This window comes from Streptomyces sp. NPDC091376 (assembly GCF_044757085.1).
Lineage (GTDB): Bacteria > Actinomycetota > Actinomycetes > Streptomycetales > Streptomycetaceae > Streptomyces > Streptomyces pratisoli.
In genome coordinates, this window is the sequence record NZ_JBIVUF010000005.1 from 237,316 (window position 1) to 261,574 (window position 24,259).

The following is a 24,259-nucleotide window of genomic DNA, read 5'->3' on the forward strand; positions in this document are numbered from 1 at the left end:
TCACCACTCCGAGGCGGTGTGGACGACGGCACCGGCCGACTCCCCGCCCCACGCCAGTTCCTTCAGCAGCGCCGGCGGACCCTCCTCCGGATCGATCAGGACGATGCCGCGCCGCGCGTACTCGCGGGCGAGTTCCGGACCGACCATCCCGGTGTGGACGGGGTCGGGCGCCCAGGGACCCCAGTGGACGGTCAGCGTCCGCCGCCCGGTGCGGGCCGCGAAGTGCTCGCCGAGGGTCTCCAGCGCGTCGTTCGCCGCTGCGTAGTCCGCCTGGCCCCGGTTGCCGAACACCGCGGAGACGCTGCCGAACAGCACGACGAACGAGGGCCCGTCAGGGAGTTCGTCCAGGGCGGAGAGCAGCGACGCCGCGCCGTGGACCTTCGTGCCGTAGACCCGCTCGAACGATTCGGCGGACTTCTCCTCGATGAGCCGGTCCTCCACCACCCCGGCCGCGTGGATCACCCCGTCAAGGCGCCCGTGGTCGGCGTGGATCTCCTTCACCGCCTGGAGTACGGCCGCGCCGTCGCGGCAGTCGACGCTGCGGTAGCGGGCCGGGCTGCCGGCCGCCTCCAGGGCGGCGAGCGTGGCGGCGATCTCCCGCTGGGCGAGGATCACTTCGGCGGCCCGGTCGATCTCGGTGGGCGAGCCGTGTCCGCCGAGACCGGCGAGGACGCGGCGCAGGGCCGCTCGGTCACCGGCCGACGCGGTCCGGGGATCCTCCGGCCCCGACGGGAGCGGAGTCCTTCCCAGCAGTTCGATCCTGCACCGGGAGGCCAGGGCGAGGGCGATCGCGAACGTGGCCGTGATGCCACGGGCTCCGCCGGTCAGCAGGACCACCGACTCGGCGTCGAGTCCGAGGGCCGCCGCTTCGGCCGCTCCGTGACCGGCGGGCCCCGCCCCGGTGGTGGCCGCGAGGCCGAGGGGCACCTCGGCCGGCTCCGGAGCGGACCGGCCGGCGGCGCCGCGCAGGACGACCGGTGTGCCGCCCGGCGCGGCCAGTTCCTCCACCAGTACGTCGGCGACACCGGCACCCGTACGCAGCTCCGGTGCTCCGGCCGGGTCGATGTCGACCACGGACGCCGGCGTGTCCGGGTACTCGCGGGCGACGGTACGGAACAGGCCGCGCAGTCCGGCGGTGCGCTCCGCGGCCCGGCCGTGCTCGGCGCACCGTACGGCGATCAGCCGGCCGGGGCGGCACCGGAGTGCCGCGCGGACGGCGGGGAAGGCGGCGGGCAGCACCGGCGGGCCGGATGCCGACAGGGGGTCGAGGAGGAGGACGCCGTCCAGCGGCCCGTCCTCCGCCGCCACCTGGTGCCCGGGATCGAGGAGGACGGTGCCGGCACCGTGGCGGTCCAGGGCCTCCGCGAGAGCAGCGGCCACTCCCGCGTACGTACCGTCGCCGTCCCCGAGGATCGCGAACCGCCGCCCGGCGAGCGGCGATCCGGCAGGCAGGGGAGCCGGGGTGTCGGGCAGCGCCACGGGCCGCAGCACGAACCTCTTCGGCGCGGCGACGGCCGTGCCCGGCCCGGCGGTCCCGTTCGGTTCGTCCGGCTCGCCGGGAGGGTCGGCCGGCCGTCGGTCCACGCCGTTCTGGGCCCGGAGCTGCCCGGTGGCCTCCGCGTGCACCGGGCCACGGGCGGCCTCGGGAGGGAGGGCGGTGGACACCGACACGAGAGGACCTGCGGCACCGGGACCTGCCACGTCCGCTGCCTCGACCGCCGTCCCGCTCGCTGCCTCCTCCGCTGCCTCCTCCACTGCCTCGTCCGCTGTCTCGGGAGCCGCGAGGGCGGCCAGTCGGGCGGCGAGCGCCTCGGCGGTTCTCGCCCTGACCAGTTCCTCCATCGTGGTGTCGTCCGGCGCGGCCGCACCGGACGACACCGCACCGGCCGCGACCAGGCGCCCCGCCAGCTCACCGACGATCTCGGTCCGTTTGATCGAGTCGATGCTCAGATCCGCTTCCAGATCGAGACCCGGCTCGACCATGTCCGCCGGATAGCCGGTGCGTTCGCTGACGAGCTCGACGACCATGCGCAGGATGTCCTGCTCGGAGAGCGCCGTCGTGGCGCGCCCGCCCGCCTCGCCGGCGTCCGGTGCCGCGCCCGAGACCGCGGCGGGCGCAGGTGCGGCCGAGGGCTGTGCCCAGGGCTGCTCGCCCGCGGGCACCGGAGCAGCGGTGCCGGTCCAGGTGCCCGTGCCGTCGGTCCCGGGCGCTTCGGTGCCGTGAGGCAGCCCGTTCGCCACCGGACCGGGCACTGCGTGGGTGACGCGACCGTCGCCGCCCGGGTGCCCCCCGAAGTAGGTCAGCAGCACATCGCGCTGTGCCGCCACCATCTCCCGGCTGGTCCGCAGGAATTCGGCGATCAGCTCGTCCTGGCGTGCCGCGGCCGCGCCTGCCGCGCCGTCGGGGTGGTTCGTCGTCACAGTCGTCTCCACGACACGTCGGGCCGGTGCCAGGGCACCGGGCAGCAGTTCACCGGAAGCTGTGCGGACCAGATGCCCGTCGACCGTCCAGCCGGGCGGCCTGCCTCCGGCCGCGCCCTTCGGGACCACCGCGCCCGGTTCCCCGAACAGCCCGCCGGTGCGCACCGGCACGCCGGCCACCGCGAGGCGGGCGAGGGCGTCCAGCAGCCCGGACAGGCCGTGGCCCGGGCGGGGCTCGCAGGCGACGGTACGGTGCGGTCGGTCGCCGAGGATGTCGCCGACCAGCCCGGTCAGCACCCGTCCGGGCCCGGCCTCGACGAAGATCCTGGCCCCGGCCTCGTACATCGCCTCGATCTGCTCGGCGAACCGGACCGGAGCGCCGATCTGCGCGGCCAGTTCCGCGCGGATCGCGTCGGGAGAACCGTCGTACGGAAGCGCCGTCCGGTTCGACCACACCGGGAACTCAGGTGCCCGTACGGCGCGTTGGGCGAGCGCTCCGGCGAAGCGTTCGCCCGCGCCGGCGACCAGCGGGCTGTGGAAGGCGCATGCCACCGGGAGGCGTTTGGCGCCGAGTCCGGCCTCCCTCAGAAGTCCCACGGCCCGCTCGACGGCGGCGGTGCGCCCGGAGATCACTGTCTGCCGTGGCGTGTTGCGATTGGCCACGACCAGCCCGTCGCCGCGCCGCGCCGCTTCTGCCGCTTCGTCCGCCGGGCCCGCTTCGTCCGAGGGGCCCGCTTCGTCCGCCGGGCCCGTCAGGCCGGCCTGCAGAATCCGTTCGACGTCCGCCGCGGACGCCGACACCGCCGCCATGGCGCCGGGATCGTCACCGGTGGATGCGAGGATCGCGGTGGCACGCTCGGCGCTCAGTTCCAGCAAGGCATCCGGTTCGACGGCGCCGGCGGCACACAGGGCGACCAGCTCTCCGTAGCTGTGTCCCGCCGCCATGTCCGGCACGACTCCGGCCCGGTTCAGCAGCGCGTGGGCCGCGAGACCGGTCATTCCCAGGGCCGGCTGGGCCGCCCTGGTGTCGGTGAGGGCGGCCCGCAGCCGTTCCCGCGTGCCGTCGGTGAAGGCGGCCGGCGGATGCAGCGCGGCGGCGGTGCCGCCTCCGAGCGAGAGGAGATGGTGCAGGTCGGGGAAGGCGGTGAAGACGTCCGCGAACATTCCCGGCCGCTGGCTCCCCTGCCCGGGGAAGAGGAAGGCCACCTTGCCCGGCGGTGACTGGTCGGCCTGCGTCCCACCGGCTTCCGTGCCACCGGCTTCCTGGCTTCCGGGACCGCCGCCGGGGGCGTCGTCGGATTCGGCCAGGTGGATGCCCGCGGCGGGGTCGTGCTCGCCGGCGAGGACCCGCCGCAGCTGGGCGCGGAGGCGGCCCTGGTCCGTGGAGACGACGGCCACCCGCACCGGTCCGCGACCGCTGTCGCAGAGCCGGGACGCGGCCGCCGCGAGTTCCCGCAGCCTGGAGCGGCCCGGTCGGGCACGGGAACCGTCACCTTCCGTCCCCTCATTTCCGTACCCGTGGTGCTCCCCAGGCTCCTCGTGCTCCTCGTCCGAGGCGAGGGCGAGCAGTTCCGCGACGGCGCGGTGCGCGGCCGGAACGTCCGCCCCGCGGAAGAGGAACAGCTCCGCCGGCCAGACATCACGGCCGCGCAGGGGCGGCATCGCGTCATCGTGGGCGCTCAGCACCACATGGAAGTTGGTGCCGCCGAAGCCGAAGGCGCTCACGCCCGCGAGGCGTTCCTCGGGCCTGGCGGTCCACGGAAGCGCCTCACGGTGGAAGACGAACGGGCTGCGGCCCTCCTGCCACGCGGTGCTCGGCTGCTCGAGGTGCAGGGTCGGCGGTCTGACCCCGGTGTGCAGGGCCATCACGGTCTTGATCAGGCCGGCCAGTCCGGCGGCGCACTTGGTGTGCCCGATCTGCGACTTGACCGATCCCAGGACGCAGCCGCCGGGGCTCGCTCCCGCGGCCTCGAACACCTCGGTGAGGACGCTCAGTTCCGTCCGGTCGCCCACGACGGTGCCGGTCCCGTGCGCCTCGACCAGACCGACGTCCGCGGGCGACGTCCCCGCGTTGTGGTGCGCCCGCAGCAGTGCCCGGCGCTGCCCCTCCGGGCGGGGCGCCGTAAGCCCGAGGGAGCGGCCGTCGCTGGAGCTGCCGATGCCCTTGATCACACCGTAGATCCGGTCGCCGTCCCGCTCGGCGTCGGCCAGCCGCTTGAGCACCACACAGGCCACGCCCTCGCCGAGCGTGATGCCGTCGGCCGAGCTGTCGAACGCCCGGCAGCGGCCGGTGGGGGAGAGCGCGTGGACCGACGAGAACAGCAGGTAGTCGTTGATGCCGTTGTGCAGATCGGCGCCGCCGCACAGCATCACGTCGCTGGTGCCCGCGGCCAGTTCCTTGCAGGCGACGTCCACGGCCGCGAGCGAGGAGGCACAGGCGGCGTCGACGGTGAAGTTAGGGCCGCCGAGATCCAGGCGGTTCGCGATCCGCCCGGAGATCACATTGGCGAGCATGCCGGGGAACGAGTCCTCGGTCAGCGCCGGCAGCTGCTGTTCGAGACCCTCCGGGAGCGATCCGTAGTACGAGGGCAGGACCGCGCGCAACGTGGTCGCGTTGGACAGGTCGCTGCCCGGCTCGGCACCGAACACCACGCCCGTGCGCGAACGGTCGAAGTCCTGGCCGCCCTCGCCGAGTCCGGCGTCCTCCAGCGCCTTTCGGGCGGCTTCCAGGGCGAGCAGCTGCACCGGTTCGATGCTGCCGAGCGAAGCGGGGGGAATCCCGTAGCGCAGGGGGTCGAACGGGATCCGCGGCAGGAACCCGCCCCATCGGGAGACGACCCCGCCGCCCGACTCCACGCAGTGGACCTCCGGGTCCCAGCGGTCGCGCGGCACCTCACCGACCGAGTCGACCCCGTCGATGACGTTCCCCCAGAACGAGGCGAGGTCGGGTGCGCCCGGGAACATGCATGCCATCCCCACCACCGCCACGTCCAGCGGCAGGGGCGGCGCCGGCGCGGCCGACGGCCTCCCCGGCCGCCGGTCGGCGCCGGTACGCGGACGCAGGGCGGCCGCCCGTTCGCCGAGGAACCGTACGGCGCCCTCGCCCACCGCGGCGTGCAGGGCCGCGACGGTGGTGGTGGCCGAGCGCAGCACGGCGACCTCGCCGGCCATGAACATGCCTTCCGCCAGCTGGCGTTCCTCGTCCACGGCGGCCAGGGAACCGCTCCCGTCGCGTTCGACGCCCTTGGCAGCGATCCGCAGCCGGCCGACGTTGAGCCGTTCCAGCCGTTCCCAGATCTCCCGGTCGTCCAGGCCCTCGCCACGCAGCCCGGCGCCCAGGGCGCCGAAGGAGTCGCTGAAGGGACTCGGTACGCAGCGTGTGGCATGACCCGGCGCCGTCTCCAGCAGGGTCGTACGCTCCGCAGCCAGCACCCGGCGCTGGAACAGCGGACGGACCGCGCCCTCGGCCACCGCCTCCTGGGTGAAGAGGTAGGCCGTTCCCATGAGTACGCCGACGGCGCAGCCGCGCGCGGTCAGCGGGGCGGCGAGCGTGGCGGCCATCGCCGCGGAGCGCTCGTCGTGGATCCCGCCCGCGAGGAACACCTCCACGCGCTCGGCGGTGGTGCGGGCCACGGCCTCGTCCGACGACGCGCGGACACCGTCGAGGAAGTCCTCCAGCACGGCGAGCTGGGCCTCCCACAAGGGAAAGCTGTTGCGGGGACCGACGTGCCCGCCGCATTCGGCACCCTCGAACACGAACCGCCGTACGCCCGCGTCGAGGAACTGCCGCAGCAGTCCGGGCGAGGGCACATGAAGGAACGCCCTGATCCCGGCCTCCTCCAGCGTCTGCGCCTGAGAGGGCCGGCCGCCGGCGACGACGGCGTGTGTGGGGCGGCATTCCAGCACGGCCTCCAGCTGGGCCGCGCGGGTCTCCTCCGGAGCGAAGCCGAGGATCCCGACCCCCCACGGTCTGCCGTCCAGTACCTCGCGGGCCTCCCGCAGCATGGCCCGCGACTGCTCACCGCCGGCGAGTGCCAGGGCGACGAAGGGAAGGGCCCCGTCGTCGGCGACGGCGGCGGCGAACGCCGCGCGGTCGCTGACCCGGGTCATCGGTCCCTGGGCGACGGGCAGCCGGGTGCCGAGGGCCCGGCTCATCGGTGAGCCGGGTCCCAGTGCCCGTGCCGCGGTGTCCTCGTCCGCCGCGGCACGAACGGCGTCCGCGACGGCGCGGACGGCACGGCCGGTGTCGCCCCACCTCTCGGCGAACCGGGCGGCGAGGAACCCGTCCTGCCCGACGGGAAGTCCCGCCTCGTGGAGCCCTCCGCCCGACGTCCCGTTCCGGCTCGACGTCCCGTTCGGGCTCGACGTCCCGTTCGGGCCTGCCGTGGCGTTCCGGCTCGACGCGGCGTTCCGACGTGCCGTACCCGTCGGCCCGTTGGTGAGGCCGCGCCGACGCAGGGTCCGGTTGCCGTCCGCCACGACGGTCTCGGAGCCGTCGAGGGTGCGCAGCAACGCCGCGACCGGCTCGGGCACCCGGGACTCGGCGAGCAGGGCGAGCTGGGTGTCCAGCACCACCCCGGTCGCGCCGCCGACCACGGCGGCGGCGGCCGTGCCGGGCGCGATGCCTCCGCAGGCCCAGACCGGTACGTCCGACAACTCCTCGTCGTCGAGCAGCTGTTGGAGGAGGACGAAGGTGCTCAGCTCGCCGACGGGCCCACCGCACTCGCTGCCGCGCGCGATCAGCCCGTCGGCCCCGGCACCGACCGCCGTACGGGCGGAGTCCCGTCCGGTGACCTCGACGAGGACGCGATGCCCGGGCGGGACGTCACCCGCCTCCCACGCCGAATCGGGGGCGAGCACCACGGTGTGCGGCCCGGCCGGGCCGCACACGCGGGCGAGCTCCCCGGGACGTAATCGGCAGCGCGGCCCGATTCGTACGCCGTAGTGCCCGGGCGCCCAGCGACCCAGTGCCGCGAGGGCTTCCCTCGCGCTCCGGTCGCCGGCTCCCAGATCGAGCACGCCGAGCCCGCCGGCCCGGCAGACCGCGGCGGCGAGGCGTGCGTCCGGCTCACCGAAGGGGGTGGTTCCGATGACCAGGTCCACGATGTGCTCTGCCGACGTCATAATTCTCCGAATAAGCGTTGGCGTTGCCCGGAGGTTAAATTTCGGTCAATCAGAAGCGCAGGATGTGCGGCGTTCCGTAATGCGCGCAGGAAGAATTACGAGCCATGCTCGGAACGGCTCGAAGATAGCGTCAAGTTACTCAAGGGTCAACCATCGATCTGTGAACAATGGCCTTGTCGTGCCGGGCGGAGACGGCGGCAAAAGAATGCGGGTACGCCAAAATCGGGCGGCGAGCAGCATGGCTCGCAACCCGCGGGCGCCACGGAAATTGCATAAGGAAAGGAGTACGGAAGGCGCGTGGGAAGAGGTGGGGGATTCCGGCGGCGCGGCCCGCCATCGTTGCCTGTGGGGCATGGGCTGTCAATATGGTCCGCGAGATCATCTGATGGTTCATCAGTCAACTTTGCCCGGTTGCGGTACCGCGGTGTGCGGTGGCGATATACCGGAGCATGCGCTTTCTGCGTGTCCTGCCTTGTCGAATGCTGGCGGCGGGGGCTGCGGAGGAATTCAGTCCGCTTGCTGCCGCCCACCCGGGGAAGGACACTCTCGTCGCGATGGGCGCGGCCCGGTCTCGGCGAATTCGGTCCACCGCAGTGGTGACCGCGTACGGGAGTGGGGTCGTCGGCACGTCGACGGAAGCCGGTGTGCGTGGGCCGGGACCGGCGGCACTCAGGTCCTGGCCCACGCACGCGGCCGGTCGGCGCTCACCCCTTGACGGCGCCGGCGGTGAGCCCCTGGACGATGTGCCTGCTGGCGATGGCGAAGAGCACCATGGTGGGCAGGATCGTCAGCACGGCCGCCGCGGACATCGAACCCCAGTCGATGTTGAAGCTGGAGATGAAGCCGTTCAGCGCCGTGGGGACGGTCTTGTTGGCGTCGCTGTTCATCAGCGTGACGGAGAGGAACAGCTCGTTCCAGCAGTTCACGAAGTTGAAGATGAAGGCGGCGATGATCCCTGGCTTCATCACCGGCAGCAGCACCCGGAACAGCGCACCGAACCGTGAACAGCCGTCGATCATGGCGGCCTCTTCGAGGGTGTCGGGGATGTTCTCGAAGAAGCCCCGGAGCATCACCGTGCAGAACGGGATGCAGACCGCGACGTAGACGAGGATCAGCCCGAAGCGGTTGTCGACCAGCTGGAGATCGGTCATCAGCAGGTACAGCGGTCCCAGCGCGATGAAGGCGGGGATCATCTGGGTGACCAGGGCGGCCATGAGCAGGGCGGTCTTGCTGCGGAACTCGAACCGGGCCAGCACGTAGGCCGACAGCATCGAGATGACGGTGGCGACCGTGCCGGCGACCGTGGCCACGATCAGGCTGTTGGTGAGATAGAGCCCGAACTGGGACTTGTCGAACAGCCCGGCGTAGTTCTCCAGGGAGAAGTCCTCCGGCCAGTACGCGAGCGGGATGGAGAAGATGGCGCCGGCGGGCTTGAACGAGGTGATGGCGATCCAGTACAGCGGGAAGACGGTGAAGATCAGCCAGAGCGTGAGGAAGCCGATCCTGACGGCCTTTCCGGCCGGGGACTCCTTGGTGTTCACGACTTCGCTCCCTTCTCGCGGGTGGCCGTCAGGTAGAAGACCGAGAACAGCAGGAGCCCGGCCACCACCAGCAGGCCGAGGGCCGACGCCTTTCCGTAGTCGCCCTGCTGGGTGATGTTGATCATCCAGGTCGTCACGATGTGCGTCTCGTTGTTCGGACCGCCGCCCGTCGTCCCGAAGATGATGTCCGGGAAGTTGAAGATCCAGATGATGCGCAGCAGCACCGTCAGGGCTAGCGTGGCCCGGATGTACGGGATCGTGATCTGGAACAGGGTGCGCGCCTTGCCCGCGCCGTCCAGTGCCGCCGCCTCGTAGATCTCGTCGGGGATCGACTGCAGGGCGGCGAGGATCATGATGGCGAAGAAGGTCACGCCGTACCAGATGTTGGCGACGATGATGGCGACCATGGCCGTCTTCGGATCGGCGAGCCATGCCACCGGCTCGTCGATCAGATGCGCCTTCATCAGCAGGTCGTTGACGACCCCGAACTCGCTGTTGAACATCCAGCGGAACAGGATGCCGATCAGAAAGCCGGATATGGCCCACGGGAAGAAGATCAGCGCCTGGTAGAGCCCGCGGAAGCGGAAACGGCGCCGCAGCCACAGGGCCAGCGCGAACCCGATGACGAGCTGGGGCACGATCGAGGCGACCACCCACAGGGCGGTGTTGCTGAGCACGGTGCCCCAGAGCGGGTCGCCGAAGATCTCCCGGAAGTTGCCGAGCCCGACGAACGACTTGTCGGTGAGGTCCGTCAGGTTCCAGTGGCGGAAGGCCATTTGGCTGCCCGCGACCACCGGGTAGTACGTGAACACTGCCACGAAGATCGCGGCCGGCGCCATGAAGGCGGCGATCAGCAGACCTCGGCGGGTCGTGAACTCGCGCTTGCGACGCCCGCCGCCTGCCGTCCCGACGGGACGGGCGCCCTCCTTGCGGGAGGGGCGCCGTGTCCGTTCGTCTGCTGGGGAAGCCGTGCCCGCCCGCATGTCAGCTCTTCTCGTTCTTCCACTTGGCGGTCCAGTACGCGTCCCAGTCGGTGAGCAACTGCTCCTCCGTCATCTTGCCGAGCAGCACCTTCTGGACGTCCGCGTCGGCCTTCTGCGTCCACTCGGTGAACCAGGGCACACCACGGGGCTGGGTGACGGTGAGATACGTGTCCGGGTTCTGGTTCATCGTCACGTAGCTGGCCCACGGCCCGGTCTTGTAGAAGCTGTCCTCGCCGGCCTGTTTCAGGATCGGGACGAGACTGTTCTTCTTGGCGAACGTGGTCGACGCCTCGCCCTCCGACAGGAACTCGACGAGCTTGACGGCCTGGGCCTTGTGCTTACTGCCCTTGGCCACGCCCCAGCCGGCGGTTGCCAGCGGCTGCACGGCCTTTCCGCCCGGACCGGCCGGCAGAGGCGCGGTGGTCCACTGATCCTCCTTGATCGCCTTCGACTCCCGCACGGTCGCGATCACTTCCGGGTCCTGGAGCAGGAAGGCGGTGGAGCCGTTGGAGAATCCCTCGACCATCTCGGGGTAGCCCCAGGCGATGGAGGACGGCGGCGAGCCCTTCTCGAACAGGTCGAAGTACGTCTTCAGGGCTTCGCGCGCCTCGGGCGCGGAGAAGATCGTGCGGCCGTCGGACAGCTTGTAGCCGTTGGCCGGGTCGATCCTGTCGGCGACGTACGCCTCGATGATCGCGGTGACGTTGCTGTTGGCGTTGGGTCCGCCCCGGAAGGCGTACCCGTAGCGGCGCTTGCCCTTGTCCTGGATGGCACTCGCCTGCTCGAGCAGGTCCTTCCAGGTGCCCGGCGGCTTGTCGTACCCGGCCTGGCCGGTGAGGTCGGTCCGGTAGAACAGACTCAGCCCGTAGAAGCCGTAGGGCATGAAGTACGTCCGGCCCTCGGGGTCCTTGGCGGCCTTGGTGGCGTTGTCGGTCAGCCCCTGCCAGCCCTGCCAGCCCTTGAGGTCGGTGCTCATGTCGTGGAGCCAGCCGTTGTTGGACCAGGGGCCCACGGTGATGTCCCGGACCTCGAGCGTGTCGACACCGCTGCCGGACTGCAGCATCTGCTGGATCTTCTGGTCCGCCTGAGCGGTCGGCGGCGAGACCAGATTGACCTTGATCTTCGGGTTCCGCTTCTCGAAGTCCGCGATGAGCTGCTTCAGCACCTCCGTGCGGGCGGGGTTGGTCAGGCTCTCGACCATCTGCAGCGTGACGGTCCCGTCACTGGAGCCGCCCATGGCGGAGCAACCGGTCACGGTCATGGTGAGGGCGAGGCCGAGCGCGGCGACTGCGTTCCTGCGTTTCATCGCTGTCCTCCGTGGGACTGGTTGCGGGACCATGCGCCGAGCACGGGGACGCAGCGCTCGGCGAAGTACTCGAAATCGGCTGCCGTGTTGTACACATGCGTCGACAGGCGCAGATAGCCGACGCCGCCGAAGCTGGTGAACGCCGTCGCGACCCCCAGCTCCCGGGCCACCCGGTCACGCAGCGCGTCGGCCTGCGCGTGGGTGGCGGCCAGCTGGCCGGGGACCCTCACCAGCCGCAGCGCGTTGACCGGCATGCCCACGTCCACGCGGCAGTCCTCGCCGGTCAGTTCGGAGAAGGCCGTCGCGACGATCCGTTCCGCGTAGTCGGCCAGCTCGCGCATGTAGGCGCGGGCGGTCGTCCATCCCCAGGTGTCCTCGACGAAACCGAGGGCGGTGGGCGTGGCGAGATAGCTCGTGACGTCCACCGTCCCCTGGGTGTCGAAGCGGCCGGGGAAGGGCTCGGGAGCGCCCCACGAGTCGATCAGCGGGTAGAGGCTCTCACGCAGCTCCGTCCGTGCCACCAGCGCTGCCGTGCCCCGCGGGGCGCAGCCGAACTTGTGGAGGTTGCCGACCCAGACGTCGCAGTCGACTCCGGAGACGGGGTCCTCGGTCAGTCCGGGCACATGCGCGCCGTCGACGAGGATCGGGATGCCGCGCCTGCGGGCTTCTGCGGAGATCCGCTCCACGGGCATCCACCGTGCGGTCGCCGAGGTGATGTGGTCGAGGACGACGAGGCCGGTCGCTCCGCTCAGCTCCGCCACCACGGACTCGTAGGCGGCGTCCGCGTCGGCGTCGAGGGGCACATGGACCGTGCGGACCGTGCCGCCCCAGCGGCGGGCCAGACGCTCGGCGCCCATGGTCACCGCGCCGTAACCGTGGTCGGTGACCAGGACCTCGCCGCCCGGCCGCGCCGGCACGTTCGAGTAGGCCACGCTCGCGCCGGCACTGGCGTTGGGTACGAGAGCGAGATCGTCGGCCGCGACCCGGAGGAAGCCGGCGATCGCGCCACGTGCGGCCGCGACCTTTCCCGGCAGCGCGGGGAACCACTCCACGGGTGAGGCGTCCATCTGCCGGCGCAGCCGGTTCTGCTCCTCCTGGGCCGGCAGCGGGACCGCCCCGAACGACCCGTGGTTCAGGTGCTTGACCGCGGGATCGAGCGACCAGGCAGCGGCGGCGGGACGGCCGTCGGCGAGCACGAGGGGACGTGGGGCAGTGGTGAGGTCCGTCGTGCTCACGAGACTCCAAGCGGGGCTAGACATCAGACAGACATCAGAAGAGGTGTGATGACTGGGCGAGATACTGCACGCCACGGCCCATGGATGCAAGGGTTCAAGCCATAGTTATCTGATGACTCTGGTTCTCGCCGGGATCGTGTATGACGACTGGCCTAGACTGCCCTTGCCCGGCGATGCCGCCCGGGCCAACACGGGAGGAAGCGATGTCCGCAGTCGACAAGGCGTTCCACGGCTTGCGCCGCATGATCTCCAGCGGTCGTCTCGGTGCCGGTCAGCGGTTTCCGCCGGAGGGCGATCTGTGCGAGGAGCTCGGGGTCTCGCGGAGTTCGCTGCGTGAGGCGGTGCGCATGCTCGCCGCGCTGGGCGCGGTCGAGGCGCGGCACGGCTCCGGCACCTTCGTCTCACAGCTGAGGCCGGAGGATCTTCTCGGCAGGCTGTCCTTGACGGTCGAACTGCTGCCGCTCGACGGCCTGCTGGAGCTCTTCGAGATCCGGCGGGTCCTGGAGTCGCACGTGATGGCACAGGCCGCAGCCCGGATCACGCCCCAGGAACTGAAGACCCTCCACGGCTTGCTCGATACGATCGAGGCGAGCGTGGACCCCGCGGAGTTCGCCGACTACGACCACCGCTTCCATGCGGAGATCGCCCGCATCGGCGGCAGTCCGTCCATGCAGGCGCTGCTGACGGTCTTCCGGTCGCGCTCCCGCCACTATCGCGTCTTCGCGCTGCCCGAGGGACCGGATTTCAAGCGGGCGGGCGACGAGGACCACCGGGCGATCATCACCGCCCTGGCGAACCGCGACCCGGCAGCGGCGGCGAGTGCGGCCGCCGCGCACATCGCCCGCAGCGAACGGTGGCTCAGCGCCACCCGCCCGCCCGTGACCGAGGACGCCGTGGACGAGCCGGCGAACGAGCCCGGCTGACGGCGGCCCGCCGACAGCGGTCCGGCGGTGCCGTCAGGCGACCAGTGTGACGTCGTCGTCGTCCGAGTGCGCCACGGACGTGGTGGCGCCGGTCGAGGGCGGGGACAAGGGAGTCGTGGCTCCCGCGGACGGGAGGAGCGCGTCGGCCGCCTCGAGCGCGTCCTCGATGGTGGTCGTCGCTGTCATCACACACAAGGTGTAGGTCACGTCGTCGAGGGCGCGACGGCTCTTCTCGTTCTTGGGTGCGGCAATGCGCAGGTCCGCGTAACGCGCCAGGAGACTCCGCAGCGCCTTGGGGTCCGGCATCAACACAGCGTCCACTCCTTCTTCTGATGTGTTCACCATGTGCCCCGCATTCACCGAGCCATGCGGCATACATCAAATGCCCCTCACGGGGTGGAGTGCGACTGCCGCGCCGGTGGCCGCCGCCCGCACTCGATCGGGGCCCGCCCTGTCGCCGTACATCCGCGCGAACAACGACAACACGTTTGACGCGGCGTTAGAGTGCCGGAGCCTCCCCCCTTCATCCCCGACCGACGGCCCACAGGGAAACAGTGCGTTCCGTGAACTCCACCCAGTCCTCCGGCTCCGCAGGCGAACGCCGTCTGCAGCAGCTGCTCGGCACCACCGACCAGGCCGGCACCTTCTACGACCGCCAGGTGCAGCCCCGCCTCACCCCGCAGATGGCCGACTTCATCGGACGGCAGACGATGGCGTTCCTGTCCACGGCGGACGCCGCCGGAGCCTGCGACGTCACCTTCCGCGCCGGCCCCCCGGGCTTCGTCACCGTGCTGGACGACCGCACCCTCACCTACCCCGAGTACCGCGGCAACGGCGTGCTCGCCAGCGCGGGCAACATCACCGAGAATCCGCACATCGGCCTGCTCTTCGTCGACTTCACCGATGACCACATCGGCCTGCACGTCAACGGCACGGCACGGTTGCACCGGGACGAGGACCAGCGGCGCGCCCACCCCGACCTGCCCGTGGACACCGCTCCGGGGAGACGGCCCGAACTGTGGGTGCACATCACGGTGGAGGAGGCGTACGTCCACTGCTCCAAGCACATCCCGCACCTGGAGCCCGCACCACGTCCGCGCCCGCGGGCCGAACGCCCCAAGGACGCAGACTACTTCACCCTCCGCTCCTCGCTCCTGCCCGCGCAGTGCGAGGCAGGGGCGACTCCGACGCCCACCGGACCGCTGCCGGGCCGGACCTGACCCGACCTCAACGGCTGGGTCGCGGGTGTCGGCGTGCCGGTCACAGGTCACAGGTCACACGTCACGAGTCACCGTCACCGGGCCCGTGTCCGGGCGAGCTCGGCGTTGAACTGCGCACCGGTGAGCAGCGCGAGGTTCGACACCCAGAGCCAGACCAGGAACACGATGAAGCCGGCGAGTGGTCCGTACAGCCGGTCGTAGGTGCCGACGTGCGCGGTGTAGGACGCGAAGGCGAAGGAGGCGGTGAGCCACAGAACCACGGCCAGGCCGCCTCCCAGCGCCCGCTGCCGGGCTCCTTGCCCCGGGGCGGGCCCGGAGCGGAACAGCACCAGCACCATCGTGGCCGCGAGGCAGAGCAGCAGCGGCCACTTCAGCACGTTCCAGGTCGCGGCCGCCACACCGCCGAGGCCCAGGGCCTCTCCGACGGCGGCGGCCAACTCCCCGCTGAGCGTGAGCACCAGGGCGCTCAGGACCAGGGCGACGATCAGCGCGCAGGCCGTGGCGACGACGCGGGGCATCGTCCGCCAGGCGGAGCGCCGGTCCTTCACCCCGTTCATCGCGTGCAGGGCACGGCGGAACACGGCCAGATAGCTGGACGCGGACCACAGCGAGCCCAGGGAGCCGATCACGGCGACCAGCCACGCCTCCGAGTGCCGCCCGGCCATCTCGCGCATCACCCCTTCCAGCAGAGGGCGCGCCTGCGGCGGCAGGAGCGCGGCCACCCGCTCGATCAGGTCGCCGGTCTGCGAGGCGTCGGCGATCCCGCTGAGGGACACGGTGACCAGCAGGGTGGGGATGAGAGCGAGGACCGCGTAGTACGTCAGCGCCGCAGCCCAGTCGGTGACGTCCTCGTTCCAGACGGACACGGGCGTACGGCGCAGGGATATGAGCAGTTCGTGCCGCGAGGGCATCGCCCCGGGGAGTGCGCCGGCTCGCCGCGGCGGTCCGGTGCATGTGCGGTCACCTTGCATGTCGTCTCCTGAGAGGGTCGGGCGCCTCCCGGTCGGCGCGACGGTACGGACGACCGGCAGGGCGCTTCGTCGTCCGGTACGACGGACGCCGCAGGGCGCGCACCGCCGCAGGCGGGTCCGACGGGGCCGTCGGGAGAGGGCCGGTGAAAAGATATGGTTGTTGTGGCGGAGAGGGCCTCTGCCACTGGACCTGCGGCGGTACGCCGACGCCGCGAGATGAGGGCGACCGATTCGGAGTAGCGGCAGGTATGGATGCGAACCACTCTCCTTCCCGGCGTCGACGGCATGAGACCTCTCCCGTGGGCCCGGAACTCATCGAGCTCCTCGAGGTCCTGTGGGAGCGGGGCAGAGAGGTGTCCTACCCGCCCGTGTCTGCGTCACAGCTCCGGGTGCTCTACAGCCTCGACCGCGAGGAGGGCATCAACCTCCGGACACTGGGCGAGCTGCTGGGCTCGGCGCCTCCGTCGGTGAGCCGGCTCTGCGACCGGCTGGAGGCGCTCGGCTTCGTCCGCAGGCTGCCGAGCCAGGTCAGCAGACGCGAGCTGGAGTTGCATCTGACCGGTCACGGCAGGGCCTATCTGCAGGAGCTGCGAGAGCGCCGGGACACGTCCTTGCTGGAAGTGATAGCCGCGATGAAACCGTCGGCGCGATCTGCCCTGCTCGCCGGTCTGGCGGGCTTCAGGAACGCACTCGACGAGACGGGGCACGCTCCGGGTGTGCGTCCCGCCGGCGACGCACGTACCGCCTGAGCCCGCGTGCCGCGGGGGAGTACCGCAGAAGCCGGGTCTTCACGGTACGAACACCGCACTGCCTCCCGACGGGCACACCGATCGGCGGTCCGGGCGGGTAGGCAAGGGAGAGTTATGGTTGCCATACAGTACGTGCCTCGTGCCCGCCCGGTGACGCCCACCGACCGGCGTGACCCGGTGACGGCGTTCAGGGGGCGGGCGGCAGGGGCGCGGCACCCGGTCCTCGGCATCGACGAGTACGTCCGGCACCGGCGAGCACGTCTGATTTGGAGTGTCACGGCATGAGCGCGAGTCCGGCTCCACCTTCGCGGCGGTCCGCCGATGCGGCACGAGCGGCGTGCGATGTCATTGAGATGCTCGAGATTCTGTGGGAAAGGGGCCGGGACGCCGCGTCCGCGGTGTCGGCCTCGCAACTGCGCGTGCTCTACAGCCTGGAACGCGAGGACGGCATCAACCTGCGCACCCTTGGCGACGTGCTGGGTTCCGCCCCCTCGTCGGCCAGCAGGCTGTGCGACCGGCTCGAGGCGATGGGGTTCGTGGAGCGCACGCCAAGTCCCGTGAGCCGGCGCGAGCTGACGCTGCGCCTCACCGCCCATGGGAGGGCCTACCTCTCGGAGCTGCGCAGCCGGCGCGAGGAGATCCTTCTCGCCGCCATCGAAGCCATGGGCCCGGCGTCGCGCGCCGCTCTGCTGGAGGGCCTGAACGGGTTCCGGAACGCCGTCGCGGCCGAGGGCTCCACTCGCGGCCGGAGCGCGCAGGACGGTTCGGCGCGCCAGGCCTGAGTCGCGCGAGGCGACCGGGCGCGCGCCGGGCCCGGCGGCCCGTCCGTCACCCGGTGGCCGGGTCACCGTCGGCCCCGCCTCGCTCGTCGCGCCCGTACCAGTCGAGGCAGACCACCAGCGCGTCGTCGTCGAGCGGAGTGTCCCCGTGGTGGCCGGCGAGCTCGCGGAGCACCGCGCCCGGCACCTGGGTCGGCGGGAGCAGGCTTGTGGCGAGGAGGGTGCGGGCCAGCGTCCGGCTGCCGTACCGCTCGCCCGCGGGGGACGAGGAGTCGTAGACGCCGTCGCTGCCGAAGAGCAGGCGGTCGCCCGGGCGGACGGCGAAGCGCTGCGGTTCGTACACCGTGTCCTCGAACATGCCCAGGGGCAGCTGTGCCTCGAAGCCGATGGGCTCGACGACGCGGTCACGCAGTCGCCACAGGCGGGGCGAACCGGCGTCCACCACCTCCACTTCGCCCGAGTCGAGGTCGAAGCGCAGCAGCAGCACCGACACGTACGCACGCCCCTGGTAGTGGGCGTACACGGCCTGGTCGGCCAGCGTGGCCTGGCCGGCGAGGTCGAGGCCGGCGCGGCGGGCGTTGCGCAGCGCGTTGACCGCGAGAGCGGTCAGAAGCGCCGCCTCGATGCCGTTGCCCATGCCGTTGGTGACGGTCAGGGTGAGGTGGTCGGCCGAGACGGACCAGTCGTAGTTGTCGCCGAAGATGGCGTAGGCGGGCTCCAGATGGGCGCCGAGGGCGAACTCGCTGCGCGCGCAGGCCCGGCCGGGCAGCAGCAGCCACTGCATCTCGGCCGCGAGCGTCAGCCGTGCGGCGCGCCGGGCGAGCACGTACAGGTCGGTGTCGCGCTCCGCGACGAGGATCTCGTGGCCGAGTGCCTCGCACACGCGCTGCAGGTCCGGCAGCAGCGCCTCGGCGTCGGTGTCCTCGCTCATGCGCACGGTGAGCACGCCCAGCCTGTCTCCGCGGACGGTGACGGGGAGGTGCACGTCCACCCGTGCGGGCCCCTTGGTCACATGCGGTTCCTGCGAGCCGAACGCACGCCCCTGGGCGCTGCCGTCGATCGGGACGGGTTCCGTCGTGGCCGGCCCGGTCTCCACGGCCTGCAGCGAGCGCATTCCGTAGTCGGCCAGGCGGAGTTGCACGTCGTCCGCGCGATACCACTCGGCGAGAGCGCCGGTCACCACGTCCAGCAAGCTGTGCGGTGCGGCGCTGCGCAAGGCCTGCTCGAGGGCATCGAACTTGTCCACGTACATCCTGATTCTCTTCGCGCCGGGAACACGGCCCGGCGTGTCGTCGCTGTGCAGGCGCCCGCGGACACCGCCCCTGGGGAAGGCGCTGAGCACGACCATGTCATTCTACGAACCACGTGCAACATTTGTCACGCGGCAATGGTGTCCGCACGGCAACAACTCGGCCGATGGACGTGTGCGGCCGTTCACCCGGGGCAGGCGTCGTCCGGTCAGCGCCGGTCCGCGCGTCCTCGCCGCTCGTCGGCACCCGAGGGCGCGCACCGGGCCGAACGCCCCACCCGAAAGCGGAGGCTCATGTCCCCCATGGAAGAGAACCTGAACGTCGAGGTCGAGATCCACGACCCTGCCACAGCGGTCGTGACGATCGGCGGCGAACTGGACGCCGACACGGCGACACTTCTTCATCACCACCTTGCGAACCAGTTCCTCCACGGGCGCAGGAATCTCGTACTGGACCTCTCCGCACTGGAGTTCATGGACTCCTCCGGGCTGAACGTCCTGATCAAGGCCACCCGGGAGACCCGGTCGACCGGCGGCGACCTGCACCTCGCCGCGCCGACGCCTGCCGTCGCCAAGCTCTTCGACCTCACGGGGCTGAGCCTGACGACCTCCGTCCACCGCGACGTCGGCACGGCGCTCGCCGCCGTCGAGCCGGCCGGCTGAGACGCGGCGCCGAAAGCGCGCCGGGCACGCCCCCTCGAGGGCGTGCCCGGCGGACCCGGCGCGGGGGAGAGGGTCAGTGCCCGGAGCCGTAATAGCCGCCGAGCTGGTCCCGGTAGGCGGGATCACCGAGGTGCTTCTCCTTGTCGAATTCCGGAGCCGCCTTGATCTCGTCCTTCGTCCGGGAAACGAGAATTCGCTCCTCCTGGTGATCGACCATGGTGATGGTGCCGGCCGGGAGCATCACCTCCTTGCCGAAGATCCATACGCCGGTGTCGACGACGATGTACTGGGATCCGACTTCGTTCGAGTGCTTGTCCACCTTGCCGATGCGGCCATCCGTCGCCTCGACGCTGTAGCCGGTGAGATCGTCGTCCCGATTGTGGCCGCTGGTCGGTACGTAGGCCCACAGATGTTCGCTCACGACAGTCCTCCAGACGGTGAAATCCAATTGGTCCGGCGGAAATTGGCCAATGGGGTCGATCCCGTTGACTCCGCCACGGTCCGCATGCCCCCGCCCTCCCGGCTCACACCCGACGCATTCCGGATTCCCCGTTCGGAGCAGCATGCCGTCGGCAACGCGACCGGTCCCGGAAAGTCGGGGGTTTGCATCCCGCCTCCGCGGTTATGCGCTACAACACGCCTGAAGGCACCGGAACTCGAGTCGCGGACGAATGTGCGGCATGGCGGACGCGTTCCGCCGCGGAGACTCCCCCCACGGGAAACAGGGCCCGGCACCCCGCTCACGGGGCGCCGGGCCCCCTTCGTGCCCGGCCGTGCCGGCCGATGTGTTCGCCGGCCGCCACGTCGTACGGCGTCGACGGCCGGGTCCCGGGCGCCCTCTCCGTCCTGGTCATCGCCTCGGCCCCGCACTACGCCCTGCGGCTGACGGGCACGCCGGCGCCGACGGGCGCCGACCGCTCCGCCACGCCGGCGCAGGCGTCGTGCGGGGCCGAGGGGCGCGTCTGCAGCAGGGCGTCGGACAGGTCGAGCAGGGAGCGACCGTCACGCACCCCCACGACCTGGAGCCAGGACAAGGCCTCGGAGACGGCGCAGTCCTCGCGCGCCGCGACATAGCAGGCCGCCTGATGGATGCGATCCCAGCGCGCCGCCCGGGTGTCCGTCGTCCAGACCGGGCACTCGCAGTCCTCGCAGGCGTGCACGGCACGCCAGCGGAGCAGCGCGTCGAGGGCGAGATCGGCGGCGTGCTGCCCGTGGGTGATGTGGCGCTCCGTCACTTCGGTGCGCTCGGTGTAGTAGAGGCAGATCACGCCCACCGGTGTCCGCTGGACGCGCAGCGGAAGCGCCAGCACCTGCCGCACGTCGGCGAGTCCCTCGTCGAGGCGTGAGCCCGAGCCGTGCGCCGAATGGTGCAGGTCGGGTACGAAGACCGGGCGCATACGCAGTGCGGCGCTGACCGAGGGCCCGCCGGCCAGGGTGAACTGCGTGGCCTCACCGCGCAGTGCGGGCTCGTCCGTGGCGTGGAGCAGCCGCCAGTGCTCCATGCGGGGCAGGAACGAGAGAGCCGCCCGCTGCGCTCCGAGCGACCGGGTGAACGCGGCGCACAGCCGCTGGGGCAGGGCCCGACGTCCCACGGCCGCGGCGACCGACACGTCATGCATGACCGATGATGATTCCTCCAGCATGTTCAGCTTCCCTTCCGCCGTGGCCACATGGGCGGCCTCACCCGGGCGGGTCCGGGACGGATGTACCGGGCACCCGGGAATGCAGATTCGTCTACCACCGACCGGCGAGCTCATGTACGTCCGCTTCTCCCGGCACCCGCTCCGCACCCGCTCCGCACCCGCTCCGCACCCGCTCCGCACCCGCTCCGCACTCGCGCGAACCGCGGCTCGGACGGCCGCTTCCACCTGGCCCCGGACTTCGTCCGGCCGTTCGCCGTTGGGCCGTGCGGGTCATGTCCGTCCGGCGGGGGCGATTACCGCCCGGGGTTACGGGTAGCCGCCTGGTCACGTTCAGTGGCTGGCCCGGACGGCGCAGGCCGACAGGACAGCCACGGCAAGGAGCGCCATGAACAGCCAACTGGAAACGTTGCTCGACTCGGTCACGGAACGGGGCCGCTACGCCCGGCGGCGGGAAGCCGCGAGGGCCGTGGACAGTGTCCTGGACGTACTGGGAGCACACCTCGTGGGCGATGACCGCAGGGACCTCGCGCGTCTGCTGCCGCCCGAGTGCGTTCCCCTGCTGACCGTCGGCGAGCCGGCCAGCGAACCCCTGACGCCGCGTGGCTTCGTCGAAGCCGTCGCGGCCCGTGACCACGGTGACTTCGACGAGGCTCGGCGCGCCGTCACGGCCGTGCTCGGCATCGTGGCCGAGGTGGCGGACGACGCCCTGCTGCGCCGCATCCTCACCCAGCTGCCACCGGGGCACGCGGGGCTGTTCGGCCGTACGGAGCCGGTATGACAGGGACGATGGAGGCTGACGTGACCTCAGCTCGCGAGCGAAGAAGAGATTTCGAGGAGAAGAGCGCGGGGGAGCGAATGCACCTCACGATCCGGGGTAAGCGGACCGCGCACGGGGATGGATCCGGACGACAGGGGTGGATGGCATGGCAACCGTGACCGCAGCGACAACCGCGGCACAGGAAGCGACATCGGAGACAGGCGCGGTCGAGCTCGCACCGATCGCGGATCCGTCGAAGGTATCCCCCCAGGACGCGCGCGATCTCTCCCGTCAGTTCTTCGCCCGCCTGGCGGAGCTGGAGGAGGGCACGGACGAGTACCAGTACGTGCGCAACACCCTCATCGAGATGAACCTCTCGCTCGTCAAGTACGCGGCCGGCCGTTTCCGGAGCCGGGGCGCGGACGAGATGGAGGACATCGTCCAGGTCGGCACGATCGGGCTCATCAAGGCCATCGACCGCTTCGACCTGTGCCGCGAGGTGGAGTTCACCACCTTCGCCGTTCCCTGCATCGTCGGTGAGATCAAGCGCTTCTTCCGTGACACCAGCTGGGCCGTGCACGTCCCCCGCCGCCTCCAGGAGGCCCGGGTGGAGCTGGCCAGGGCGACGGACGAGCTGCGGAGCCGGCTCGGGCGCACCCCGACGGTGCGGGAACTGTCCGAGCTGATGTCGCTCTCCGAGGCTGAGGTCATCGAGGCCCGCAAGGCATCCAACGCCTACAACTCCGCCTCGCTGGACGCCGCCCTCACCGGTGACAGCACCCAGGACGGCGAGGCGGCGCTCGCCGACTTCATCGGCGAGGAGGAACCGGCACTCGAACTCATCCAGGACTTCCACTCCCTCGCACCGCTGATCGCGGAGCTGGAGGACCGGGACCGCCAGATCCTGCATCTGCGGTTCGTGGAGGAACTGACGCAGGCGCAGATCGGCGAGCATCTGGGCGTCTCGCAGATGCACGTCTCGCGGCTGCTGTCCCGCATCATCGGCAGGCTGCGCGAAGGACTGCTCGACACCGGCACCGCCTGAACGGGGCCGACGTACGCACCACGGTGGTCCCCCCGCCCGCGAGGGCAGGGGGCCGCCGCTTTGTGTGTTGCTGTGTGAAGAGTCGTGCTGTGTAAAGAGTCAGGTAAAGAGTCAGAAGGAAAGGGTGGGGCCCCGACGGATTGTCGGGGCCCCACTCTTTTCTCGGGAATCTCCGGCACATTCCGGCACATTCACCGGGATGAGCGTCGGCTCTTTTCTCGCGTTTCCCGTGCCGACTTCCTCACCAGCGGTACCAGCGGCTACGGCGGCCACCGGTCGCTGCCGGCCGGATCACGAATCCGAGCAGCCATACGACCAGCACGATGACCGCGATCCACCAGAGTGCCTTGAGGGCGAAGCCCGCACCGAAAAGAAGCAGTGCGAGCAACAGAACGAGCAGCAAAGGAACCATGTCTATCATCCTCCCGGAATCCGCATACCCGGGAATGCGTGCCATACGCGGAGTTGCTCGGCGGATACCACTGGGCATTTCCTCGGCGTGCCTGCGAAAAGCGGATACCGCCGCCGTGCGGTGATCCGCGTGTGTGTGCCGTCCGCGGAGGGCCGGGGCGGGCTCCAGGACGCGGGGCCTCGGCCGGAACCCTTCGGGCAACGGGTCGGTGACTACCGCAGACGTGTCCGGGCGGGCATACTCCCGGCCATGGACGCGCACAGCGAAGACCAGTCCCCTCTCAACGGCGAAGGTCCGGTGGGCAGCCAGTACGCGGCCGGGGACGCGTGGGTGATCACCGCACGGGGCGATCTGGACCTGAGCATCCTCCCGCCGCTGGCCGATGCGCTCACCGCGGCGTCGGCCAGTCACCCGACCGTGGTCCTGGACGTGTCAGGAGTCACCTTCGGGGACTCCGCGTTCCTCAATCTTCTGCTGCGGGTCCACCGGATCACCCAACTGCGCATCGCGATGCCACAGCCGCAGCTGCGGCGGCTCTTCGAGATCACCGGCGCGGACCAGGTCCTCGATGTCCGGCTCAGCCTGGACATCGAGACCGGGTCCTGACAGCGAGCCGAACACGAACGGCCCCCCTGCGCGGTGTCCGCGCAGGGGGGCCGTTCCGGCTGTCAGGCGCAGGAGACGCGTACGGTGATGCGCTTCCCGACCGGTTCCCGCTCGACCGCGAAGGCGTCGCACAGGGCCAGCACGATCTCCAGCCCGTGCTGGCCCACCCGGCCCGGGTCGGCGGCCCTGGCCACGGGCAGGGTCGTGCTGCTGTCCCAGACGGTGATCTCCACGCCGGAGGGGATCCGTTCCAGATCCAGCGCGCACGGACCGTGGGCGTACTTGAAGGCGTTGGTCACCAGCTCCGAGACGATCAGCTGGACGGAACCCACCACCTGCGACGTGGGGGCGTAGTCGTTCTTCTCCACGAGGAAGTCCGTGGCGAAGCGACGGGCATCCCCGATGCCCTCCGGCCCGCCGTCGTACACGGCGCCCGCCCACGCGGCTCCCGCTCGTAGCGCGCCCGCGCCCTGGTCGTTCTCGATCGTCTTCGGCATCATCCGCTGGTCGTCCCGTTCAGCCCGCCGTCCTTGGGTCGGCGCATCACCTACCCCGGATTCCGCCGGGTACTACATGCGGCCGCGCGGCGCCGCGCCCGGACGACGGCCTGCGGCTCGATACGGGGTCCCGGC

At 71.1% G+C, this 24,259-nt stretch carries 20 protein-coding genes; 8 read left to right on the top strand and 12 right to left on the bottom strand.

The window, feature by feature from the left end; translation table 11 throughout:
* The 5 genes from ACIQMR_RS13285 to ACIQMR_RS13305 form a co-directional block, all read right to left on the bottom strand.
* Positions 1-7,545 carry an SDR family NAD(P)-dependent oxidoreductase gene (locus ACIQMR_RS13285; protein WP_401385518.1) on the bottom strand — a complete coding sequence of 2,515 codons (7,545 nt, stop codon included), beginning with the start codon at positions 7,543-7,545 and terminating at the stop codon, positions 1-3.
* Positions 7,546-8,249: 704 nt separating this feature from the next.
* Positions 8,250-9,086, bottom strand: a complete 837-nt coding sequence (locus ACIQMR_RS13290) for a carbohydrate ABC transporter permease (protein ID WP_401385519.1) — start codon at positions 9,084-9,086, stop codon at positions 8,250-8,252.
* Complete coding sequence (locus ACIQMR_RS13295; RefSeq protein ID WP_401385520.1) at positions 9,083-10,069, bottom strand: carbohydrate ABC transporter permease; 987 nt, start codon at positions 10,067-10,069, stop codon at positions 9,083-9,085. The genes ACIQMR_RS13290 and ACIQMR_RS13295 overlap by 4 nt, the downstream gene beginning before the upstream one ends.
* Before the next feature lies 1 nt (position 10,070).
* Positions 10,071-11,375: an ABC transporter substrate-binding protein gene (locus ACIQMR_RS13300; protein ID WP_401385521.1), complete on the bottom strand. Its 1,305-nt coding sequence runs from the start codon at positions 11,373-11,375 to the stop codon at positions 10,071-10,073.
* Positions 11,372-12,610 carry an aminotransferase class V-fold PLP-dependent enzyme gene (locus ACIQMR_RS13305; RefSeq protein ID WP_401385522.1) on the bottom strand — a complete coding sequence of 413 codons (1,239 nt, stop codon included), beginning with the start codon at positions 12,608-12,610 and terminating at the stop codon, positions 11,372-11,374. Before ACIQMR_RS13305 ends, ACIQMR_RS13300 begins: the two co-directional genes overlap by 4 nt.
* Positions 12,611-12,813: 203 nt before the next feature.
* Here ACIQMR_RS13305 and ACIQMR_RS13310 point away from each other — a divergent pair, with 203 nt between their 5' ends.
* Positions 12,814-13,533 (top strand): FadR/GntR family transcriptional regulator, encoded by a 720-nt coding sequence (locus tag ACIQMR_RS13310; protein WP_401385523.1) that lies wholly within the window; start codon positions 12,814-12,816, stop codon positions 13,531-13,533.
* A 33-nt stretch (positions 13,534-13,566) separates the two neighbouring features.
* On the opposite strand, the gene ACIQMR_RS13315 is transcribed toward ACIQMR_RS13310, so the two are convergent.
* The gene (locus tag ACIQMR_RS13315) at positions 13,567-13,839 is read right to left on the bottom strand and encodes a DUF5133 domain-containing protein (RefSeq protein WP_401385524.1); all 273 of its coding nucleotides are present in this window, start codon (positions 13,837-13,839) and stop codon (positions 13,567-13,569) included.
* A 257-nt stretch (positions 13,840-14,096) separates the two neighbouring features.
* Between ACIQMR_RS13315 and ACIQMR_RS13320 the strand changes: the two genes are divergently transcribed.
* Positions 14,097-14,753 (top strand): pyridoxamine 5'-phosphate oxidase family protein, encoded by a 657-nt coding sequence (locus tag ACIQMR_RS13320; RefSeq protein WP_401385525.1) that lies wholly within the window; start codon positions 14,097-14,099, stop codon positions 14,751-14,753.
* Between the two features lie 74 nt (positions 14,754-14,827).
* Here ACIQMR_RS13320 and ACIQMR_RS13325 read toward each other — a convergent pair whose 3' ends face one another.
* Positions 14,828-15,724 carry a YihY/virulence factor BrkB family protein gene (locus tag ACIQMR_RS13325; protein WP_401385526.1) on the bottom strand — a complete coding sequence of 299 codons (897 nt, stop codon included), beginning with the start codon at positions 15,722-15,724 and terminating at the stop codon, positions 14,828-14,830.
* 248 nt (positions 15,725-15,972) lie between these two features.
* On the opposite strand from ACIQMR_RS13325, the gene ACIQMR_RS13330 reads away from it, so the two are divergent.
* Positions 15,973-16,473, top strand: a complete 501-nt coding sequence (locus ACIQMR_RS13330) for a MarR family transcriptional regulator (RefSeq protein WP_401385527.1) — start codon at positions 15,973-15,975, stop codon at positions 16,471-16,473.
* 281 nt (positions 16,474-16,754) lie between these two features.
* Positions 16,755-17,255, top strand: a complete 501-nt coding sequence (locus tag ACIQMR_RS13335; RefSeq protein ID WP_401385528.1) for a MarR family winged helix-turn-helix transcriptional regulator — start codon at positions 16,755-16,757, stop codon at positions 17,253-17,255.
* A 46-nt stretch (positions 17,256-17,301) separates the two neighbouring features.
* On the opposite strand, the gene ACIQMR_RS13340 is transcribed toward ACIQMR_RS13335, so the two are convergent.
* Positions 17,302-18,504, bottom strand: coding sequence for a PP2C family protein-serine/threonine phosphatase (locus ACIQMR_RS13340; RefSeq protein ID WP_401385770.1), 1,203 nt, complete (start codon positions 18,502-18,504; stop codon positions 17,302-17,304).
* A gap of 291 nt (positions 18,505-18,795) precedes the next feature.
* Here ACIQMR_RS13340 and ACIQMR_RS13345 point away from each other — a divergent pair, with 291 nt between their 5' ends.
* Entirely contained in the window at positions 18,796-19,164 is a 369-nt protein-coding gene (locus tag ACIQMR_RS13345) for an STAS domain-containing protein (RefSeq protein WP_401385529.1), read from the top strand.
* A 73-nt stretch (positions 19,165-19,237) separates the two neighbouring features.
* On the opposite strand, the gene ACIQMR_RS13350 is transcribed toward ACIQMR_RS13345, so the two are convergent.
* On the bottom strand, positions 19,238-19,585 hold the full coding sequence (locus ACIQMR_RS13350; RefSeq protein ID WP_266388582.1) for a PRC-barrel domain containing protein: 348 nt from the start codon (positions 19,583-19,585) through the stop codon (positions 19,238-19,240).
* Positions 19,586-20,033: 448 nt separating this feature from the next.
* Positions 20,034-20,783 (bottom strand): GAF domain-containing protein, encoded by a 750-nt coding sequence (locus ACIQMR_RS13355; RefSeq protein ID WP_401385530.1) that lies wholly within the window; start codon positions 20,781-20,783, stop codon positions 20,034-20,036.
* Positions 20,784-21,192: 409 nt separating this feature from the next.
* On the opposite strand from ACIQMR_RS13355, the gene ACIQMR_RS13360 reads away from it, so the two are divergent.
* Together ACIQMR_RS13360 and ACIQMR_RS13365 are read left to right on the top strand one after the other, a co-directional pair.
* Complete coding sequence (locus tag ACIQMR_RS13360; RefSeq protein WP_401385531.1) at positions 21,193-21,585, top strand: DUF2267 domain-containing protein; 393 nt, start codon at positions 21,193-21,195, stop codon at positions 21,583-21,585.
* 145 nt (positions 21,586-21,730) lie between these two features.
* Positions 21,731-22,609, top strand: coding sequence for an RNA polymerase sigma factor SigF (locus tag ACIQMR_RS13365; RefSeq protein WP_401385532.1), 879 nt, complete (start codon positions 21,731-21,733; stop codon positions 22,607-22,609).
* 241 nt (positions 22,610-22,850) lie between these two features.
* Here the strand turns inward: ACIQMR_RS13365 and ACIQMR_RS13370 are convergent, their stop codons facing one another.
* Positions 22,851-23,021, bottom strand: coding sequence for a hydrophobic protein (locus tag ACIQMR_RS13370; RefSeq protein ID WP_266384859.1), 171 nt, complete (start codon positions 23,019-23,021; stop codon positions 22,851-22,853).
* A 249-nt stretch (positions 23,022-23,270) separates the two neighbouring features.
* Here ACIQMR_RS13370 and ACIQMR_RS13375 point away from each other — a divergent pair, with 249 nt between their 5' ends.
* The gene (locus ACIQMR_RS13375) at positions 23,271-23,627 is read left to right on the top strand and encodes an STAS domain-containing protein (protein ID WP_401385533.1); all 357 of its coding nucleotides are present in this window, start codon (positions 23,271-23,273) and stop codon (positions 23,625-23,627) included.
* A gap of 62 nt (positions 23,628-23,689) precedes the next feature.
* Here the strand turns inward: ACIQMR_RS13375 and ACIQMR_RS13380 are convergent, their stop codons facing one another.
* Positions 23,690-24,124 carry an ATP-binding protein gene (locus ACIQMR_RS13380; RefSeq protein WP_401385773.1) on the bottom strand — a complete coding sequence of 145 codons (435 nt, stop codon included), beginning with the start codon at positions 24,122-24,124 and terminating at the stop codon, positions 23,690-23,692.
* Between the last annotated feature and the right edge of the window lie 135 nt (positions 24,125-24,259).

Coding starts and splice junctions, on each gene's coding strand:
- ACIQMR_RS13285 (WP_401385518.1), bottom strand. CDS start 7,545: ATGACGTCGGCAGAGCACATCGTGGACCTGGTCATCGGAACCACCCCC.
- ACIQMR_RS13295 (WP_401385520.1), bottom strand. CDS start 10,069: ATGCGGGCGGGCACGGCTTCCCCAGCAGACGAACGGACACGGCGCCCC.
- ACIQMR_RS13300 (WP_401385521.1), bottom strand. CDS start 11,375: ATGAAACGCAGGAACGCAGTCGCCGCGCTCGGCCTCGCCCTCACCATG.
- ACIQMR_RS13310 (WP_401385523.1), top strand. CDS start 12,814: ATGTCCGCAGTCGACAAGGCGTTCCACGGCTTGCGCCGCATGATCTCC.
- ACIQMR_RS13315 (WP_401385524.1), bottom strand. CDS start 13,839: ATGCCGGACCCCAAGGCGCTGCGGAGTCTCCTGGCGCGTTACGCGGAC.
- ACIQMR_RS13325 (WP_401385526.1), bottom strand. CDS start 15,724: ATGCAAGGTGACCGCACATGCACCGGACCGCCGCGGCGAGCCGGCGCA.
- ACIQMR_RS13330 (WP_401385527.1), top strand. CDS start 15,973: ATGGATGCGAACCACTCTCCTTCCCGGCGTCGACGGCATGAGACCTCT.
- ACIQMR_RS13335 (WP_401385528.1), top strand. CDS start 16,755: ATGAGCGCGAGTCCGGCTCCACCTTCGCGGCGGTCCGCCGATGCGGCA.
- ACIQMR_RS13340 (WP_401385770.1), bottom strand. CDS start 18,504: ATGTACGTGGACAAGTTCGATGCCCTCGAGCAGGCCTTGCGCAGCGCC.
- ACIQMR_RS13345 (WP_401385529.1), top strand. CDS start 18,796: ATGTCCCCCATGGAAGAGAACCTGAACGTCGAGGTCGAGATCCACGAC.
- ACIQMR_RS13355 (WP_401385530.1), bottom strand. CDS start 20,783: ATGCATGACGTGTCGGTCGCCGCGGCCGTGGGACGTCGGGCCCTGCCC.
- ACIQMR_RS13360 (WP_401385531.1), top strand. CDS start 21,193: ATGAACAGCCAACTGGAAACGTTGCTCGACTCGGTCACGGAACGGGGC.
- ACIQMR_RS13365 (WP_401385532.1), top strand. CDS start 21,731: ATGGCAACCGTGACCGCAGCGACAACCGCGGCACAGGAAGCGACATCG.
- ACIQMR_RS13370 (WP_266384859.1), bottom strand. CDS start 23,021: ATGGTTCCTTTGCTGCTCGTTCTGTTGCTCGCACTGCTTCTTTTCGGT.
- ACIQMR_RS13375 (WP_401385533.1), top strand. CDS start 23,271: ATGGACGCGCACAGCGAAGACCAGTCCCCTCTCAACGGCGAAGGTCCG.
- ACIQMR_RS13380 (WP_401385773.1), bottom strand. CDS start 24,124: ATGCCGAAGACGATCGAGAACGACCAGGGCGCGGGCGCGCTACGAGCG.